Below are 16,038 nucleotides of genomic sequence, written 5' to 3' on the forward strand. Positions count from 1 at the left end.
GCTATTAACTTTATGCCAAACTATTGACCTTATGGGTGCCATCCTAAACAATCGCCCCTGTAATGTCACATTGATATTTTCGCGGCGACCTGTCCTACAACGTGTGATCCAGTTCCTGTTTTGAACTTTCCGACATACGGTCATTCCGGTTGCCATCATCCGACGCAGCACCCCTGTTTGCTGTGATTCAAGACAAGAAGTTCCGGGAAATTCATATCATGCGTTTGCACTTGTTCAAGGCTCTACCCTTCGCCCTTGCCGCCAGTTTCGCTCAGGCGCAATCCCTTCCGGAAGCGATGCAGCAAGCGCTGGATGTCCATCCGGAAATCCAGGCAGGGGTCAACAGCCGATTGGCCGCGGATTATCAATTAAAGGCCGCCAAAGGTGGATACCTGCCACGGGTCGATTTGCTGGGCGGGTACGGTCGCGAAAGCTCGGACAACGCCACCACTCGGGCCGACACTGGCAGTAATCACTGGGAAACCCTGAACCGTGGCGAGTCGAGCGTGCGCCTCACGCAAATGGTTTTTGACGGTTTTGCGACGTCCAGCGAAGTAGGGCGTCAACAAGCCACCGTCAATTCCCGCGCCTATGCCTTGCTGGGCACCTCGGAGCGCACCGGGCTGACCGTCGCCCAGGTCTATCTCGACGTGCTGACCCGCCGTGAATTCGTGCGTCTGGCCGAAGAAAACCTGAAAAGCCACGAGCGTATTTTCGACCAGATCAAACTGCGCACCTCGCGCGGTGTCGGCAGCGGTGCTGACCTGGACCAGGCCGAAGCGCGTATGGCTCAGGCCCGCAACAACCTGATTACCGAGCAGACCAACCTGGCCGACGCCGAGACCAACTTCCTCGCCGCCGTGGGCCAGATGCCCGATCAATTGGAGCGCCCGGCACCGTTCATGGCAATGTTGCCGGCCAACCTGAATGAAGCCCGCCAGCAAATGCTGGAAAACAGCCCGATCCTGCGCTCCGCCGAGTCCGATATTTCCGCCGCCGAGAAGCAGTACGAAGCTGCCAAGTCGACCTTCTACCCGCGCTTCGATGCCGAGCTGGGTCGCACCGCCGACAACAACCTCGATGGTCAGGTTGGCCACAATAATGAATGGCAAGCCATGCTGCGCATGCGCTTCAACGTGTTTGCCGGTGGCAGCAACAAGGCTGACCTGGAATCCAAGGCCTACCTGTCCACCCAGGCGCTGGATATCCGCAACAACGCCCTGCGCGAGCTGAACCAGGAGCTTGGCCTGGCCTGGAACGCCCAGAACAATGCCAACGCCCAGGTGCCGATCGCTCAGGAATATGTGGACCGCAGCACCGCCGTGCGCACCGCGTATCAGCAGCAGTTCAGCCTTGGCCAGCGTACTTTGCTCGACTTGCTCGACAGCGAAAACGAGCTGTTCACCGCTTCCCGCCGTCTGGCCGAGATCAGAAACATTCAGTTATTTACTCAGTACCGAATCAAGGCGACCATGGGCGAGTTGCTCAAGAGCCAGGGAGTGGTCGCACCGTTGGCATCCGTCGTGCAGAACGACGTGAAGCCAAAGGTCCAGCTGCCCGGTATGAACTGAGCAGGACCTTAATTGTTCAATTGTTAGCCAAGAGTGCCGAGCGTGGAATCAGAAGTCAGTCGAGTTCAACTCATTCATGATCCACGCGCGATGCATGACGATCCGTTACTGGACGGCCTGCTGGCCTTGTGCACCTTGCACCAGAAACCGGCCAGCGCCGCGATGCTGACCACCGGCTTGCCGTTGCCCAAACAGCGTTTGAGTGTCGAGTTGCTGCCCCGTGCGGCGGCTCGTGCCGGGCTGCAAGGGCGGGTGCTGGTGCGCAAGCTGGAAGACATTCCGGCCATCGCCATGCCGGCGCTGTTGCTGCTCAAGGACGGTCGCAGCGCAGTGCTGCTCGGCTGGCAGGGTGAAGACCAGGCTCGTGTGCTGCTCAGCGAAACCGACGGTGGCGAGAGCCTGGTCAGCCGCGAACTGCTGGCCGACGACTACATCGGCAAAGTCTTCTTCGCCCAACCGCAACACAAATTCGACGTCAACCACGGCACGCTGATCCCGCGTGCGCGCTCGTGGTTCCGCGACACCCTCAAGCGTTCGCGCTGGCTGTATGCCGACGCCATCGCCGCCAGCTTCCTGATCAACATCATCGCCATGGCCGCGCCGCTGTTCGTGATGAACGTCTACGACCGCGTGGTGCCGAACCAGGCCGAATCGACCCTGTGGGTATTGGCCATCGGCATCACCGGTGCCTATCTGTTCGACCTGATTCTCAAAAGCCTGCGCAGCCTGTGCCTGGACCTGGCCGGCAAGAAAACCGACCTGATCATCTCGGCGACGCTGTTCGAACGCATCGTCGGCATGGCCATGAAATGCCGCCCGGCCCGCGTCGGCAGCTTCGCCCAGAACATCCACGAGTTTCAGAGCCTGCGCGACTTTCTCGCCTCGCTGACCCTGACCAGCCTGATCGATCTGCCGTTCACCCTGCTGATCTTCATGGTCATCGCCATCCTTGGCGGGCATCTGGTGTGGATTCCGGTGCTGGCGTTCCCGATTGCCCTGCTGATCGGCTACGCCTTGCAGAAGCCGCTGGTAGCGACCATGGAACGGACCATGGCCCTGGCCGCCGAGCGTCAGTCGAGCCTGATCGAAACCCTGGCCGGCCTCGATGCGGTGAAGGTCAACAACGCCGAAAGCGAGCGTCAGTACCAGTGGGAGCAGACCATCGGCACCCTCAGCCGCCTCGAACTGCGGGTGAAAATGCTCTCCGGTCTGGCGATGAACATCACCCTGCTGATCCAGCAACTGGCCGGTGTGATCATGATCGTCTTCGGCGTGTACCAGATCATCGACGGCAAGCTGAGCATGGGCGGCCTGATTGCCTGCTACATGCTCAGCGGTCGCGCCCTCAGCCCGCTGGCGTCGCTGTCCGGCCTGCTGACCCGCTACCAGCAAGCCCGGGTCACCATGGTCTCGGTCGATCAGATGATGGAGCTGCCGCAAGAACGCAATTTCGAAGAGCGCCCGCTGAGCCGCAAGGTATTGCAGGGCGCCATCGAGTGCCGTCAGTTGAACTTCACCTACCCGAACCAGCAAAATCCGGCGCTGAAGAACATCAACCTGATCATCAAGCCCGGCGAGAAAATCGGCATCATCGGCCGCAGTGGCTCGGGCAAAAGCTCGCTGGCCAAACTGCTGGTGGGCCTGTATCAGCCGGATGACGGCGCGCTGTTGGTCGACGGCGTCGACATTCGCCAGATCGACGTCAGCGAACTTCGCCACAACATCGGCTACGTACCCCAGGACATCCAGCTACTCGCCGGCACGCTGCGCGACAACCTGGTCTCCGGCGCGCGTTACGTCGAAGACGAAATGGTGCTGCAAGCCGCCGAACTGGCGGGCGTGCATGAGTTCGCCCGTCTGCATCCGCAAGGCTATGAACTGCAAGTCGGCGAGCGCGGGCAGAACCTGTCCGGCGGTCAGCGGCAGAACGTCGCCCTGGCCCGTGCGCTGCTGCTCAACCCGCCGATCCTGCTGCTCGACGAACCGACCAGCGCGATGGACAACACCGGCGAAGAACGCCTCAAGCAACGGCTCGCCGCCGTGGTTGAAAACAAGACGGTGGTGCTGGTGACGCACCGGGCGTCACTGTTGTCGCTGGTGGATCGCCTGTTGGTGATCGACCGAGGACAGATTCTCGCCGATGGCCCGAAAGCCGTAGTGATGGAAGCGTTGAAAAAGGGGCAGATCAGTGTTGCTTAAGTCGGGATTCAAGGATTCGATCCGCCGTTATTTCAAGGGCACCGCCTCGCTGCAAGGCCAGCCATTACCGGAAGTGAACAAGGCACTCATTGAAGATGCGCCCCGCGTGGTGCGGCTGACGATCTGGGCGATCATCGGCTTCTTCGTGTTCCTGATGCTGTGGGCCCATTTCGCCGTGATCGACGAAGTGACCAAGGGCGACGGCAAGGCGATTCCGTCCTCCAAGATCCAGAAAATCCAGAACCTTGAGGGCGGTATCGTCTCCGAACTGTTCGTCAAGGAAGGGCAGATTGTCGAGGCCGGCGCACCGCTGATTCGTCTCGATGACACCCGCTTCGCTTCCAACGTCGGCGAAACCGAAGCCGATCGCCTGTCTATGCTGTTGCGCGTGGAACGTCTGAGCGCCGAGGTCGATGACCGTCCGCTGAATTTCCCGGCTGACGTGCTCAAGGCTGTGCCGAACCAGGCCCGCAGCGAAGAATCGCTGTACACCAGCCGTCGTCAGCAGTTGCACGACGAAATCGGCGGCTTGCAGGAACAACTGATCCAGCGCCAGCAAGAACTGCGCGAGTTCACCTCCAAGCAGGCGCAGTACCGCAGCGGTCTGGCGTTGCAGCGTCAGGAAATCAACATGTCCGAGCCGCTGGTGGCCCAGGGCGCGGTGTCGCCGGTGGAAGTGCTGCGACTCAAGCGCGCCGAAGTGGAAACCCGTGGGCAACTGGACGCCACGACGCTGGCCATTCCCCGCGCCGAATCGGCGATCAAGGAAGTGCAGCGCAAGATCGACGAGACGCGCGGCAAATTCCGCAGCGAAGCCCTGACCCAACTCAACGAAGCCCGCACCGACCTGAACAAGGCCCAGGCCACCGGCAAGGCGCTGGAAGACCGCGTCAGCCGTACGCTGGTGACATCGCCGGTGCGCGGGATCGTCAACAAACTGCTGGTGAACACCATCGGTGGCGTGATCCAGCCAGGCGTCGACCTGGTGGAAATCGTACCGCTGGACGACACCTTGCTGGTCGAAGCGAAAATCCGCCCGCAAGACATCGCCTTCCTGCATCCGGGCCAGGACGCGACAGTGAAATTCACCGCGTACGACTACACCATTTACGGTGGGTTGAAGGCCAAGCTTGAACAGATTGGTGCCGACACCATCACCGACGAAGACAAGAAGACCACCTACTACATCATCAAACTGCGCACCGAGCGCAGCCACCTGGGGACGGATGACAAGCCGCTGCTGATCATCCCGGGGATGGTGGCGTCGGTGGATATCATTACCGGCAAGAAGACCGTGCTGAGCTACCTGCTCAAGCCGATTATCCGGGCGCGGGCCGAAGCACTGCACGAGCGATAGTTTTGCGTTGTGGCTGATGGCCTCTTCGCTAGCAGGCTCGCTCCCACAGGGGTGTTGTGATCGACACAAAGCCAGTGTGGGGGCGAGGCTGCTCGCGAAAGCGGCCTCAAAAACACCACTGTCCCAAAAGCCATATCGTTATTCACTAACGGTATTTAAATTCTAATTCTTATACCTATAAAGTCATCCTCCTGCGTACCCGCTGACCAATCCGCGCGCCGCACGACACGAACCAACACGGGACATCCGTGAGTTTCTGATCGACGTGTGCGCTATTGAGCGTGCCGTGTGTGGGAGTGATTTTCATGTCAGCCGTCTCTGCGTCTCAAAGCATCGCGCCACAAACCTTCGACATCCGCCCGTTCAGCGGCGCCGTTGGTGCCGAAATCATCGGCCTCGATTTATCCCGGCCGATCAACGACCTGGATTTCGCCCGCATCCACCGCGCGCACCTGGATCACCACGTTGTCGTGTTCCGCGACCAGCGCATCACCCCCGAACAACAGATCGAATTCAGCCGCCGTTTCGGCGTGTTGCAGATTCACGTCCTCAAGCAATTCCTGCTGGCCGATCACCCGGAAATTCTCATCGTTTCCAACATCATCGAAAACGGCCAATCCATCGGCCTCGGTGACGCCGGCAAGTTCTGGCATTCCGATCTTTCCTATAAGGAACTGCCAAGCCTGGGCTCGATGCTGCATGCCCAGGAGCTGCCGTCGGAGGGCGGCGACACGCTGTTCGCCGACATGCACAAAGCCTGGGACAACCTGCCTGAAGCGCTGCGCAAAGCCGTCGAAGGCCGCTCGGCGGCGCACTCCTACACGGCGCGTTACAGCGAGAGCAAATTCGAAGGCAACTGGCGCCCGACCCTGACCCCGGAGCAGCTCGCCCAGGTTGCCGAAGTCGTGCACCCGATCGTGCGCACTCACCCGGAAAACGGCCGCAAGGCGTTGTTCGTCAGCGAAGGCTTTACCACGCGCATCGTCGGGTTGCCCGAAGATGAGAGCAAACAACTGCTGGCCGAGCTGTATGCCCACAGCGTGCTGGCGCAGAACATCTACCGCCATCAGTGGCAGGCCCACGACCTGGTGTTCTGGGACAACCGCTCGCTGATCCACCTTGCCGCCGGCTGCCCAAGCTACCTGCGCCGCAAGCTGTATCGCACCACCATCCAGGGCGACGCGCCTTTCTGATTTGCCGGAGAACCACCATGTCCAAACGTCTTTCACTGGCGCCGCTGGCGGCGGCCATCGGCTTGGGTTTCAGTTTGCTCGCCGGCAGCCTGGTGGCGCCGGCCGTGGCCCACGCTGAAGGTGAGATCCGCATCGCCGAGCAGTTCGGCATCGTGTACTTGCTGCTCAATGTGGTGCGCGACCAGAACCTGATCGAGAAATACGGCAAGCAGGAAGGCATCGACATCAAGGTCGACTGGACTCAGCTCTCGGGCGGCGCGGCGGTCAACGATGCCCTGCTGTCCGGCTCCATCGACATTGCCGGTGCCGGTGTCGGCCCGTTGCTGACCATCTGGGACCGCACCCACGGCAAACAGAATGTCAAAGCCGTGGCCTCGCTCGGCAACTTTCCGTACTACCTGCTGAGCAACAATCCGAAGGTAAAAACCATTGCCGACTTCACCGAAAAGGATCGCATCGCGGTGCCAGCAGTCGGGGTCTCGGTGCAGTCACGCTTCCTGCAATACGCGGCGGCCAAGCAGTGGGGCGACAAGGAATTCGATCGCCTCGACAAATACACCGTCGCCGTCCCGCACCCCGATGCCACGGCGGCGCTGATCGCCGGCGGCACCGAGCTGACCGGGCATTTCTCCAACCCGCCGTTCCAGGATCAGGCGCTGGAAAATCCCAACGTCCACGTCGTCCTCAACTCCTATGACGTGCTCGGTCCGAACTCGCCGACGGTGCTGTTCGCCACCGAGAAATTCCGCGACCAGAACCCGAAAACCTACAAGGCCTTCGTCGAGGCTCTGACCGAAGCGGCGCAGTTCGCGCAGAACGACAAAGGCGCCGCGGCTGACACGTACATCCGCGTCACCAAGGCCAAGATCGACCGCGCCACGTTGCTGAAAATCATCGACAACCCGCAGTTCGAATTCAGCGTCACGCCGAAAAACACCTACCCGCTCGCCGAATTCCTCTACCGCGTCGGCGCGATCAAGAACAAGCCTGAATCGTGGAAGGACTACTTCTTCCAGGACGCCAAACCGCTGCAAGGGAGCTGACCGCCATGAACGCCCCCTTGCAAGGCCACACGGCCAGCAACCCGATCACCACAGCCCAGGCGCTGCTGTCGGTCGATGGCGTCAGCCTCGAATACCGCACGCCGCAACGGGTGGTTCGTGCCACGCACCAGGTCAGTTTCGAAATCGATCCGGCGGACCGCTTTGTACTGCTCGGCCCCTCGGGCTGCGGTAAATCAACCTTGCTCAAAGCGGTGGCCGGGTTCATCCAGCCTTGCGAGGGCGAGATACGCCTTCAAGGGCAAACCGTCCATGCGCCGGGGCCGGACCGGATTGTGGTGTTCCAGGAATTCGATCAACTGCCGCCGTGGAAAACCGTCAAACAGAACGTGATGTTCCCGCTACTGGCGTCCAGGACGCTGAAGCGCAAGGAAGCTGAAGAACGGGCGCTGCACTATCTGGACAAGGTCGGGCTGGCGGCGTTTGCCGATGCCTATCCGCACACCTTGTCGGGTGGCATGAAAGCGCGGGTGGCGATTGCTCGCGCCTTGGCCATGCAGCCGAAAATCCTCTTGATGGACGAACCCTTCGCCGCCCTCGACGCCCTGACCCGACGCAAGATGCAAGAAGAATTGCTGCTGCTCTGGGAAGAGGTGCGCTTCACGCTGCTGTTCGTCACGCACTCCATCGAAGAGGCGCTGGTGGTCGGTAATCGCATCCTGCTGCTGTCACCGCATCCGGGGCGGGTGCGGGCGGAAGTTCACAGCCATCAATACGACTTGCAGAGCCTGGGCGGCGTGGCGTTTCAGGAGTCGGCGCGGCGCATTCACCGGTTGCTGTTCGACGAAGGCCAGTCGCCGGAAACCGAACGCGAGCTGGATTTCGCCGACATCCGTATCGCTTATTGAGCCATTGAGAGGATCGCCCGATGAGCCATTCATCATCTTCGCGACAAGCATTCGAAGTTGACCTGCAACCGCTGTTGAGTGTGCCGGTGGAGCGCGAACTGCCGCTGCGTCAGCGCCTCTGGCAGCAAGGCTGGCTGCGCAAAAGCCTGATCCTGATACTGCTAGCGGTGTTGTGGGAAGCGGCCTCGCGTTATACGAACAACGACCTGCTGCTGCCGAGTTTCCTGCAAACCAGCAGCGCTCTGTACGACGGTTTGCTCAGCGGCGAGTTGCTGGGCAAGGTGTGGATTTCCCTGGTCGTGCTGCTCAAGGGCTACCTGATCGGCATCGTCCTGGCGTTTGCCCTGACCACGCTGGCGGTTTCGACCCAGTTCGGCCGTGACCTGCTGAGCACCCTGACCTCAATGTTCAACCCGCTGCCGGCGATTGCCCTGCTGCCGCTGGCATTGCTGTGGTTCGGCCTGGGGCAGAACAGCCTGATTTTCGTGCTGGTGCACTCGGTACTCTGGGCGCTGGCGCTGAACACCTATGCCGGGTTTCTCGGCGTCTCGGAAACCCTGCGCATGGCCGGTCGCAACTACGGCCTCAAAGGCATGCGCTTTGTGTTGTTCATCCTGATCCCGGCAGCGCTGCCGTCGATTCTCGCCGGCCTGAAAATCGGCTGGGCCTTCGCCTGGCGCACGTTGATCGCCGCCGAACTGGTGTTCGGCGCCACCAGCGGCAAGGGCGGCTTGGGCTGGTACATCTTTCAGAATCGCAACGAGCTGTATACCGACAAGGTGTTTGCCGGGTTGGCGGTGGTGATTCTGATTGGATTGCTGGTGGAGAACCTGGTGTTCGATACGTTGGAGCGGGTGACGGTGAAGCGGTGGGGGATGCAGCGGTGAATCCCACCGCCGTGTTCCTCAAGTGCCAGGCCGCACCAACTTCATCAGCTACGTGTTGAAGAAACAGCGGAAAGAAATGAATCGCTGGAAGACTGACGACTTAATGCATTTAGTTTTTACACCCTATCCTCCACCTTCAGCATACCCGGTCATTCCTAAGAACTTCGTATGCTGGAGTTACTGGAGTTACTGGACCCAAATGAACTTCTGGAGGATCTGGATCGAAAAGAGTCATCAGAGGACCAACGGCTTGGACCCGCGGGGCTACCAGGAGGGCTAGGGTAATAGTTGCTATTGGCAGGGCTAGGGGGCTGGTGGAGGCTGGGGCTATTCCAGTGCACAGGGTCAGGAGTAAGCTGCGGCAGGTGAGTTGTGGTGAAGCTGGAATTTCCAGGGGCGCTGGTTAAAAGCGTAAGGGTTTCGATACGTGGGTGATACTCAGGGCCCTCCCATATCGTTATTAAACTTTGGGGTCTAGATGGGCCCCGGCCGCTACCGCGGGGGCGACCGCTGCCCACGGGAAAACGTCCTCCGACAAAGCGGGTTTTCCCACTCCCCATTGCAGTCAGTCCGTCCATCGCGGCACCTTGTGCAAATCCTGGGTGGTGCTTGAGCGTTGTCGGGGCATGGTCGCCAAGCCCGGGGCTGTTACCTATGGGCGTCGAACTGATTCCTCCCGGGTTAGGGGCTCTGCTTCCTATCGCTGCACCGATTTCCAGAAGCCCCCTTCCGCCGCCTGAGGCGTGATAGCCCGGGTCCCCGGAAAAGAATCTCATCGTGCCGAAAATGAAGTTGGTCAGTGAGAAATGCCCTGTCGGATCCGACCGATTCACCGGATCCCCCACGCAATACATATACGCATTCAACCTGCCGCCGTTAAACGGACTCCAACTGTCCGGGCTGTGAAAGCGCATCAATCGCGGGTTATAGGCGCGGTAGCCGTTACCCAGCAGATACCAGCTGGTTTGCATTTCGCGCAATTGGCCATTGAAGCCCAGTCGCGTCGTGACGTCCTGCTGCGCGGACTGATGGCCGTAGGCGGAGTAAGCGATGGCGTTGGCTTTGCCATCGACGATTTCGCCAATGATCGACTGACTGTGGTCGATGGCCAGCAGGACAGTACGTTGCGAAATCGAATCCTTTTGACCGTGAGTCATGTCGGGACCTTCGCGAAAGAGAGGCTATTGAATGCGTCTCTAGTATTGGTCGCGAGTACGGATTTTGTGAACTAGCAGAACTGCTAGTGTTTTGCGAGTCTGCGGCAGCTACGGGGTATTCGGCGGCCATTAATGATGTGCGGCCAGGGGTGGGTCTCTGAGATATTTGCTAGCATTGCGTCTGACTCAATCCTGGTCGGCCACGAGTGCTTAGCATGCAACTCCCGGACATGAATCTGTTGGTCGCCCTCGATGCCCTGCTCGACGAGGGCAGTGTGGTGGGCGCGGCGCGGCGGATGAACCTCAGCCCGGCGGCCATGAGCCGCACGCTCACGCGGGTGCGCGAAGCCATTGGCGATCCGATTCTGGTGCGGGCCGGTCGCGGCCTGGTGCCGACGCCCAAGGCGCTGGCCCTGCGCGATCAGGTGCGGGATGTAGTGGAGCAGGCCGCATTGCTGTTTCGTTCCGCCGACGAAGTGCAGTTGAGCACCTTGCAGCGCCGCTTCAGCATTCGCGCCAATGACTTTTTCGTCGGCGTTTACGGCGGCAAGCTGTTCGACACGCTGGAGCGTCAGGCCCCGCACTGCGAACTGCGCTTTGTGCCGGAAGGCGATGGAGACGACGAGGCGCTGCGCGAAGGACGGATCGATCTGAGCATCAGCAACAACCGCCCGTCGATGCCGGAAGTGAAGGTGCAGAACCTGTTTTCTACCCACTTCGTCGGGCTGGCCCGCAACGATCACCCACTGTTCGATGAAGAAATCACCGCCGAGCGCTACGCCGGGTTTTCCCACATCAGCGTTTCCCGCCGTGGCCTGGCCCGTGGCCCGATCGACACCGCGCTCGGTGCCTTGGGGCTGGAGCGGCGGGTGGCGGTGATCGCGCCGAGTTTTCATGCGGCGATGTTTGCCTTGCCCGATTCCGACCTGATTCTGCCAGTGCCCAAGGAAACGCTCCTGAGCGTGCGACGCCTGGGGCTCAATCTTCGTTCGTTCACACTGCCGATCCCGCTGCCGACCTTGATGCTGACCCAGGCGTGGCACCCGCGCTTCGACAAAGACCCGGCTCACAGATGGATGCGTGAAACGCTCAAGGCGTGTTGCGACGAGACGTGGCTGGCGGCACAGCCCACTTGAGGCAGGGCACGCTGCCACAGGGGTTCTTCATTGCTGCAGCAAACAGGGTTTTTTCATTGCTGCATGGAACGCACTTATAACCTGCCAACAAGTCAATTTTCGTCAGCTATCGCATTCCATAAAATGCCCCGGTATTCCCCTACCGGAGTGGCAGTCCATGACTTCCCTGACGGTCACGGCACCTCTCGCCGTGGCCAGCCCAACCGCCATCACGCCACCGGTCTTCGGCCTGCGGATCATCATTGGTCTGGTGGGCGTGTTGCTGGCGGTACTGGTGTCCGGCCTCAACGAGATGGTGACCAAAGTCGCGCTGGCCGACATTCGCGGCGCGCTGGCCATCGGTTACGACGAAGGCACCTGGCTGGTGGCCAGTTACGCCGCCACTTCGGTCGCCGCCATGGCCTTCGCGCCCTGGTGCTCGGTGACGTTTTCGTTGCGCCGTTTCACCCTCTACGCCATCGGCGTGTTCACCGTGTTGGGCGTGCTGTGCCCGTTCGCCCCGACCTACGAAAGCCTGCTGTTGCTGCGCACCTTGCAAGGCCTGGCCGGCGGTGCGCTGCCGCCGATGCTGATGACCGTCGCCCTGCGTTTTTTGCCGGCCAATGTGAAGCTCTACGGTCTGGCCGGTTATGCGCTGACGGCGACCTTCGGCCCTGGTCTCGGCACGCCGCTGGCCGGGCTATGGACCGAGTATGTCGGCTGGCGATGGACCTTCTGGCAAATCGTCGCGCCGTGCCTGATCGCCATGGCGGCGGTGGCCTACGGCTTGCCCCAGGACCCGCTGCGCCTGGAGCGCTTGAAGCCGTTCAACTGGCGCGGCCTGCTGCTGGGTTTCCCGGCGATCTGCATGGTGGTCATCGGCATCTTGCAGGGCAATCGCCTGGACTGGTTCGAATCCAGCCTTATCTGCGGCTTGCTCGGCGGTGGCTTGCTGTTGCTGGTGCTGTTCCTGATCAATGAATGGTCGCAGCCGGTTCCGTTCTTCAAGTTGCAGATGCTTGGCATCCGCAATTTGAGCTTCGCCCTGATGACGCTGGCCGGCGTGCTGGTGGTGCTGTCGGCGGTGGTGGTGATTCCGTCGGCGTATCTGGCGCAGGTGCAGGGTTATCGACCGGCCCAGACCGCGCCGCTGATGTTGGTGGCGGCATTACCGCAGTTGCTTGCGCTGCCGCTGGTGGCGGCGTTGTGCAACTTGCGGTGGGTGGATTGCCGCTGGGTGCTGGGCCTTGGCCTGAGCCTGTTGGCGCTGTCGTGCATTGGCGCCTCGCAGCTGACGTCGCAGTGGATTCGCGACGACTTCTATGGGCTGCAACTGCTGCAGATTTTCGGCCAGCCCATGGCGGTGTTGCCGCTGCTGATGCTCGCCACCGGCAGCATCAAGCCGATTGAAGGGCCGTTCGCGTCGGCCTGGTTCAACACGGTTCGCGGGCTGGCATCGGTGATCGCTGCCGGCGTGCTGGACGCGTTGACCCGCTCACGCCTGCATTTTCACTCGACCATATTGGTGGACAACCTCGGCAATTCGCCGCTGGCCGACAGCGATAGCCCGGGCCTCGCTCATCGGCTGCACGAGCAGGCGGTGGTGCTGACGTCTTCGGATCTTTATCTGTGCATGGCCGGTGTCGCTCTGGCGCTGATCCTGCTGATTTTCTGGCTGCCGACGCGGATCTTCCCGCCTCGCGCGCCGACCTGATTGCTTCACTGAAACTGAAGGTGTTTATGACGTATTCAAAGCAAAAACTGGCGATCGGTGTGGCCGCTGCGGTGGCCGTCGGCGTGCTGATCTGTCTGGTGCTGCCCGGCCTGTTCGGCAAGCGCACCCAGCAAAACACCAACGACGCCTTTGTCTCGGCGGACTTCACGCTGGTAGTGCCGCGTGTGGCCGGGTTTATCAAGGAAGTGCTGGTGGACGACAACCAGCAGGTCAAGGCCGGGCAACTGCTGGCGCTGATCGATGACCGCGACCTGCGCGCCGCCGCCCAGGCGGCCGACGCGCAAACCCTGGTGGCCAAGGCGCAGTTGCAAAATGCGCGGGCGACGCTGGAACGCCAGACCTCGGTCATCGCCCAGGCTCAGGCCACGGTGGTGTCGGCCAAGGCTGAAATGGCCTTTGCCGAGCATGAGTTGAATCGCTATGACCATTTGGCGGGCGTCGGTGCCGGTACGGTGCAGAGCGCGCAGCAAGCGCGAACCCGCATCGACCAGGCCACCGCAAAACTGGCCAATGCCACCGCCGTACTGGCGGCGGAGCGCAAGCAGGTGGACATTCTCACGGCCCAGCGCGATGCCGCTGAAGGGGAGTTGAAGCGGGCGCAAGCGGCGCTGGAGATGGCCAGCTATGAGCTGTCTTACACGCGCATTGTCGCGCCGCAGGACGGGATGGTCGGTGAGCGTGCGGTGCGGGTCGGCGCCTACGTGACGCCGGGCAGCAAGATGCTCGCCGTGGTGCCGTTGGCTCAGGCGTATGTGGTCGCCAACTTCCAGGAAACCCAACTGACCGACGTACAGCCGGGGCAAGACGTGCAGGTGCGTGTCGACAGCCTCGGCGGTGAAATGCTGACCGGGCGCGTGGAGAGCATCGCACCGGCGACCGGGGTGACGTTTGCGTCGGTGAAACCGGATAACGCCACCGGCAACTTCACCAAGGTGGTGCAGCGGATTGCGGTAAAGATCGTCCTCGAACCGGGGCAGCCATTGGCCGAACGGTTGCGGGTAGGGATGTCGGTGGAGGCGAGCATTGATACGGCCGGTGCTGGCAAGCGTGAGGTGGTGCAGCGATGAAGATCTCTATTGGCGGGTCTGGCCTCTTCGCGGGCAAGCCCGCTCCCACAGTGACTGGGTTCTTCCAGAATAAATGCGATCAAATGTGGGAGCGGGCTTGCCCGCGAAGAGGCCAGTGGCCGCCACTCACTCTGGGCGCTTTGCTCGTCATGAACCTAAGCGCCTGCACCGTCGGCCCGGACTTCATCAAACCCCAACCCCAACACATCAGCGAATGGTCAAAACCAACAAAACCCGCCCCCAGCCAAACCGTCGGCGACACCCTGGACGAACGCTGGTGGGAAGTGTTTCACGACGCAAAACTCTCAGCCCTGAGCCAGCGCGCCCTGACCGACAACCTTGATCTGAAACTCGCCAGCAGCCGCTTGCAACAAAGCCGCGCTGCCCGGCAGGTGGTCACTGCCGATCGCTATCCCCACACCGCCGCCAGCGGCAGTTACGGACGCGAACGCAACAGCAGCGAAGGCTTGCAAGATCCGTCCGGGAACAACGGCAAATCGGCGTTCAATCTCTGGGATGCCGGCTTCTCCGCCTCCTGGGAGCTGGACTTCTGGGGCCGCGTGCGCCGCGAAACCGAGGCCGCCGATGCGACCCTCGAAGTCGCGGAAAATGACCGGCGTGGCGTGCTGTTGTCAGTGCTCGCCGAAACCGCTCAGAATTACATTCAATTGCGCGGTGTGCAGAACACCAGGGCGGTCACCGAGCAGAACCTCGACGTCGCCCGGCACAGCCTGACACTCTCGCAATTGCGCCTGGCCGATGGCGTGGCCACGGATCTGGACGTCGCCGAAGCCGCCGCTCAAGTCGCCGCCATCGAGTCGCGCCTGCCGGCGCTGGAGCAGCGCCAGTCGCAACTGATCAACGCGCTGAGCCTGTTGATGGGCGAGCCACCGCAAGCGCTGAACGCCGAGTTATCCACAGACGCGCCGGTGCCGCAAACCCCGCCGCAGGTTGCCATCGGCCTGCCGTCGCAACTGGCCGAACGCCGCCCGGACATCCGTCAGGCCGAGGCCCGTCTGCACGCGGCGACGGCGAGCATCGGCGTGGCCAAGGGTGATTTTTATCCGCGCATCACCCTGTCCGGCACTATCGGTTCGCAGGCCATGCAACTGAGCGACTTCGGCTCTTGGGGCTCACGCTCGTTCGGCATCGGCCCGCAGTTCAGCCTGCCGCTGTTCGACGGCGGCCGCCTGCGCGGCATGCTCAACCTGCGCGAGGCCCAGCAACAGGAAGCGGCGCTGGCCTATCAGCAAACCGTGCTGCGTGCCTGGCATGAGATCGACGATCAACTGAGCGCCTACAACGCCAGCCAACGCCGCCGCGACAGCCTTGCCGAAGCCGTACGCCAGAACCAGATCGCGCTGCGTACCGCGCAACAGCAATACGTGGAAGGCGTGGTGGATTTTGTGAACGTGCTGACCGTGCAAGGCGAGTTGCTGGCGACCCAGCAGCAGTGGGTCGAGAGCTCGACCGGGGTATCGCTGGCGATGGTGGGTTTGTATAAAGCGTTGGGTGGGGGATGGGAGTCGGTGTATCCGGTGGCGGAGACGGCGCAGCGCTGATTTCTGTCTCTAAATGAAAAAACCGGCTGAAGCCTGATGCCGGTCAGTTAAGGATTTGAACACCGTAAACCTTGGGGGAGCGAGCCTGCTCGCGAAGGCGGTCTGATATTCAACATCAATGTTGAATGTGCTGGCCTCTTCGCGAGCGGGCTCGCTCCCACAGGTTTTGCGTCTTGACTGATCGGCGTTAGGCCGAAGCCGGTAGGAAATATCTTCAGTCTTTGTAGGTGCGTAAAACTCATCACGAGCGCACTCTTTTTCCCAATGGTGGCTATTCGCTTGACGC

At 61.3% G+C, this 16,038-nt stretch carries 13 protein-coding genes; 12 read left to right on the forward strand and 1 reads right to left on the reverse strand.

Translation table 11 applies throughout. The features are described from left to right. Nucleotides 1-218: 218 nt before the first annotated feature. The 7 genes from POF45_RS16720 (at nt 219) to POF45_RS16750 (ending at nt 9,116) form a co-directional block, all read left to right on the forward strand. Nucleotides 219-1,571 carry a TolC family outer membrane protein gene (locus POF45_RS16720; RefSeq protein WP_282316163.1) on the forward strand — a complete coding sequence of 451 codons (1,353 nt, stop codon included), beginning with the start codon at nt 219-221 and terminating at the stop codon, nt 1,569-1,571. A 42-nt stretch (nt 1,572-1,613) separates the two neighbouring features. Beyond that, complete coding sequence (locus tag POF45_RS16725) at nt 1,614-3,770, forward strand: type I secretion system permease/ATPase (protein ID WP_259498044.1); 2,157 nt, start codon at nt 1,614-1,616, stop codon at nt 3,768-3,770. Continuing rightward, on the forward strand, nt 3,760-5,127 hold the full coding sequence (locus tag POF45_RS16730) for an HlyD family type I secretion periplasmic adaptor subunit (protein WP_259498045.1): 1,368 nt from the start codon (nt 3,760-3,762) through the stop codon (nt 5,125-5,127). Before POF45_RS16725 ends, POF45_RS16730 begins: the two co-directional genes overlap by 11 nt. A 305-nt stretch (nt 5,128-5,432) precedes the next feature. Then, on the forward strand, nt 5,433-6,320 hold the full coding sequence (locus tag POF45_RS16735) for a TauD/TfdA dioxygenase family protein (RefSeq protein ID WP_282316165.1): 888 nt from the start codon (nt 5,433-5,435) through the stop codon (nt 6,318-6,320). 17 nt (nt 6,321-6,337) lie between these two features. Next, complete coding sequence (locus tag POF45_RS16740; protein ID WP_259498049.1) at nt 6,338-7,363, forward strand: ABC transporter substrate-binding protein; 1,026 nt, start codon at nt 6,338-6,340, stop codon at nt 7,361-7,363. A 5-nt stretch (nt 7,364-7,368) separates the two neighbouring features. Continuing rightward, nucleotides 7,369-8,229, forward strand: coding sequence for an ABC transporter ATP-binding protein (locus POF45_RS16745; protein ID WP_259498051.1), 861 nt, complete (start codon nt 7,369-7,371; stop codon nt 8,227-8,229). A gap of 20 nt (nt 8,230-8,249) precedes the next feature. Then, complete coding sequence (locus POF45_RS16750; protein ID WP_259498053.1) at nt 8,250-9,116, forward strand: ABC transporter permease; 867 nt, start codon at nt 8,250-8,252, stop codon at nt 9,114-9,116. Between the two features lie 155 nt (nt 9,117-9,271). Here POF45_RS16750 and POF45_RS16755 read toward each other — a convergent pair whose 3' ends face one another. Next, the gene (locus POF45_RS16755; RefSeq protein ID WP_259503067.1) at nt 9,272-10,114 is read right to left on the reverse strand and encodes an RHS repeat-associated core domain-containing protein; all 843 of its coding nucleotides are present in this window, start codon (nt 10,112-10,114) and stop codon (nt 9,272-9,274) included. On the opposite strand from POF45_RS16755, the gene POF45_RS16760 reads away from it, so the two are divergent. The 5 genes from POF45_RS16760 (at nt 10,019) to POF45_RS16780 (ending at nt 15,752) form a co-directional block, all read left to right on the forward strand. Continuing rightward, the gene (locus POF45_RS16760; RefSeq protein WP_259503311.1) at nt 10,019-10,348 is read left to right on the forward strand and encodes a hypothetical protein; all 330 of its coding nucleotides are present in this window, start codon (nt 10,019-10,021) and stop codon (nt 10,346-10,348) included. The genes POF45_RS16755 and POF45_RS16760 overlap by 96 nt on opposite strands. Before the next feature lie 140 nt (nt 10,349-10,488). Beyond that, nucleotides 10,489-11,409 carry a LysR family transcriptional regulator gene (locus tag POF45_RS16765; RefSeq protein WP_259498055.1) on the forward strand — a complete coding sequence of 307 codons (921 nt, stop codon included), beginning with the start codon at nt 10,489-10,491 and terminating at the stop codon, nt 11,407-11,409. 157 nt (nt 11,410-11,566) lie between these two features. Next, nucleotides 11,567-13,102 (forward strand): MFS transporter, encoded by a 1,536-nt coding sequence (locus POF45_RS16770; RefSeq protein ID WP_282316166.1) that lies wholly within the window; start codon nt 11,567-11,569, stop codon nt 13,100-13,102. Between the two features lie 26 nt (nt 13,103-13,128). Then, complete coding sequence (locus POF45_RS16775; RefSeq protein ID WP_259498059.1) at nt 13,129-14,190, forward strand: HlyD family secretion protein; 1,062 nt, start codon at nt 13,129-13,131, stop codon at nt 14,188-14,190. After that, nucleotides 14,187-15,752 (forward strand): efflux transporter outer membrane subunit, encoded by a 1,566-nt coding sequence (locus tag POF45_RS16780; protein WP_282316167.1) that lies wholly within the window; start codon nt 14,187-14,189, stop codon nt 15,750-15,752. The genes POF45_RS16775 and POF45_RS16780 overlap by 4 nt, the downstream gene beginning before the upstream one ends. Nucleotides 15,753-16,038: the final 286 nt, after the last annotated feature.

Origin of the sequence: Pseudomonas fungipugnans, assembly GCF_029955235.1 — a bacterium.
In the GTDB taxonomy this organism is placed as follows: Bacteria; Pseudomonadota; Gammaproteobacteria; order Pseudomonadales; family Pseudomonadaceae; genus Aquipseudomonas; species Aquipseudomonas fungipugnans.

Excerpts from the sequence above, each read along its gene's own strand:
- POF45_RS16720 (WP_282316163.1), top strand. The coding sequence starts at position 219 with ATGCGTTTGCACTTGTTCAAGGCTCTACCCTTCGCCCTTGCCGCCAGT.
- POF45_RS16735 (WP_282316165.1), top strand. The coding sequence starts at position 5,433 with ATGTCAGCCGTCTCTGCGTCTCAAAGCATCGCGCCACAAACCTTCGAC.
- POF45_RS16740 (WP_259498049.1), top strand. The coding sequence starts at position 6,338 with ATGTCCAAACGTCTTTCACTGGCGCCGCTGGCGGCGGCCATCGGCTTG.
- POF45_RS16745 (WP_259498051.1), top strand. The coding sequence starts at position 7,369 with ATGAACGCCCCCTTGCAAGGCCACACGGCCAGCAACCCGATCACCACA.
- POF45_RS16750 (WP_259498053.1), top strand. The coding sequence starts at position 8,250 with ATGAGCCATTCATCATCTTCGCGACAAGCATTCGAAGTTGACCTGCAA.
- POF45_RS16765 (WP_259498055.1), top strand. The coding sequence starts at position 10,489 with ATGCAACTCCCGGACATGAATCTGTTGGTCGCCCTCGATGCCCTGCTC.
- POF45_RS16770 (WP_282316166.1), top strand. The coding sequence starts at position 11,567 with ATGACTTCCCTGACGGTCACGGCACCTCTCGCCGTGGCCAGCCCAACC.
- POF45_RS16775 (WP_259498059.1), top strand. The coding sequence starts at position 13,129 with ATGACGTATTCAAAGCAAAAACTGGCGATCGGTGTGGCCGCTGCGGTG.
- POF45_RS16780 (WP_282316167.1), top strand. The coding sequence starts at position 14,187 with ATGAAGATCTCTATTGGCGGGTCTGGCCTCTTCGCGGGCAAGCCCGCT.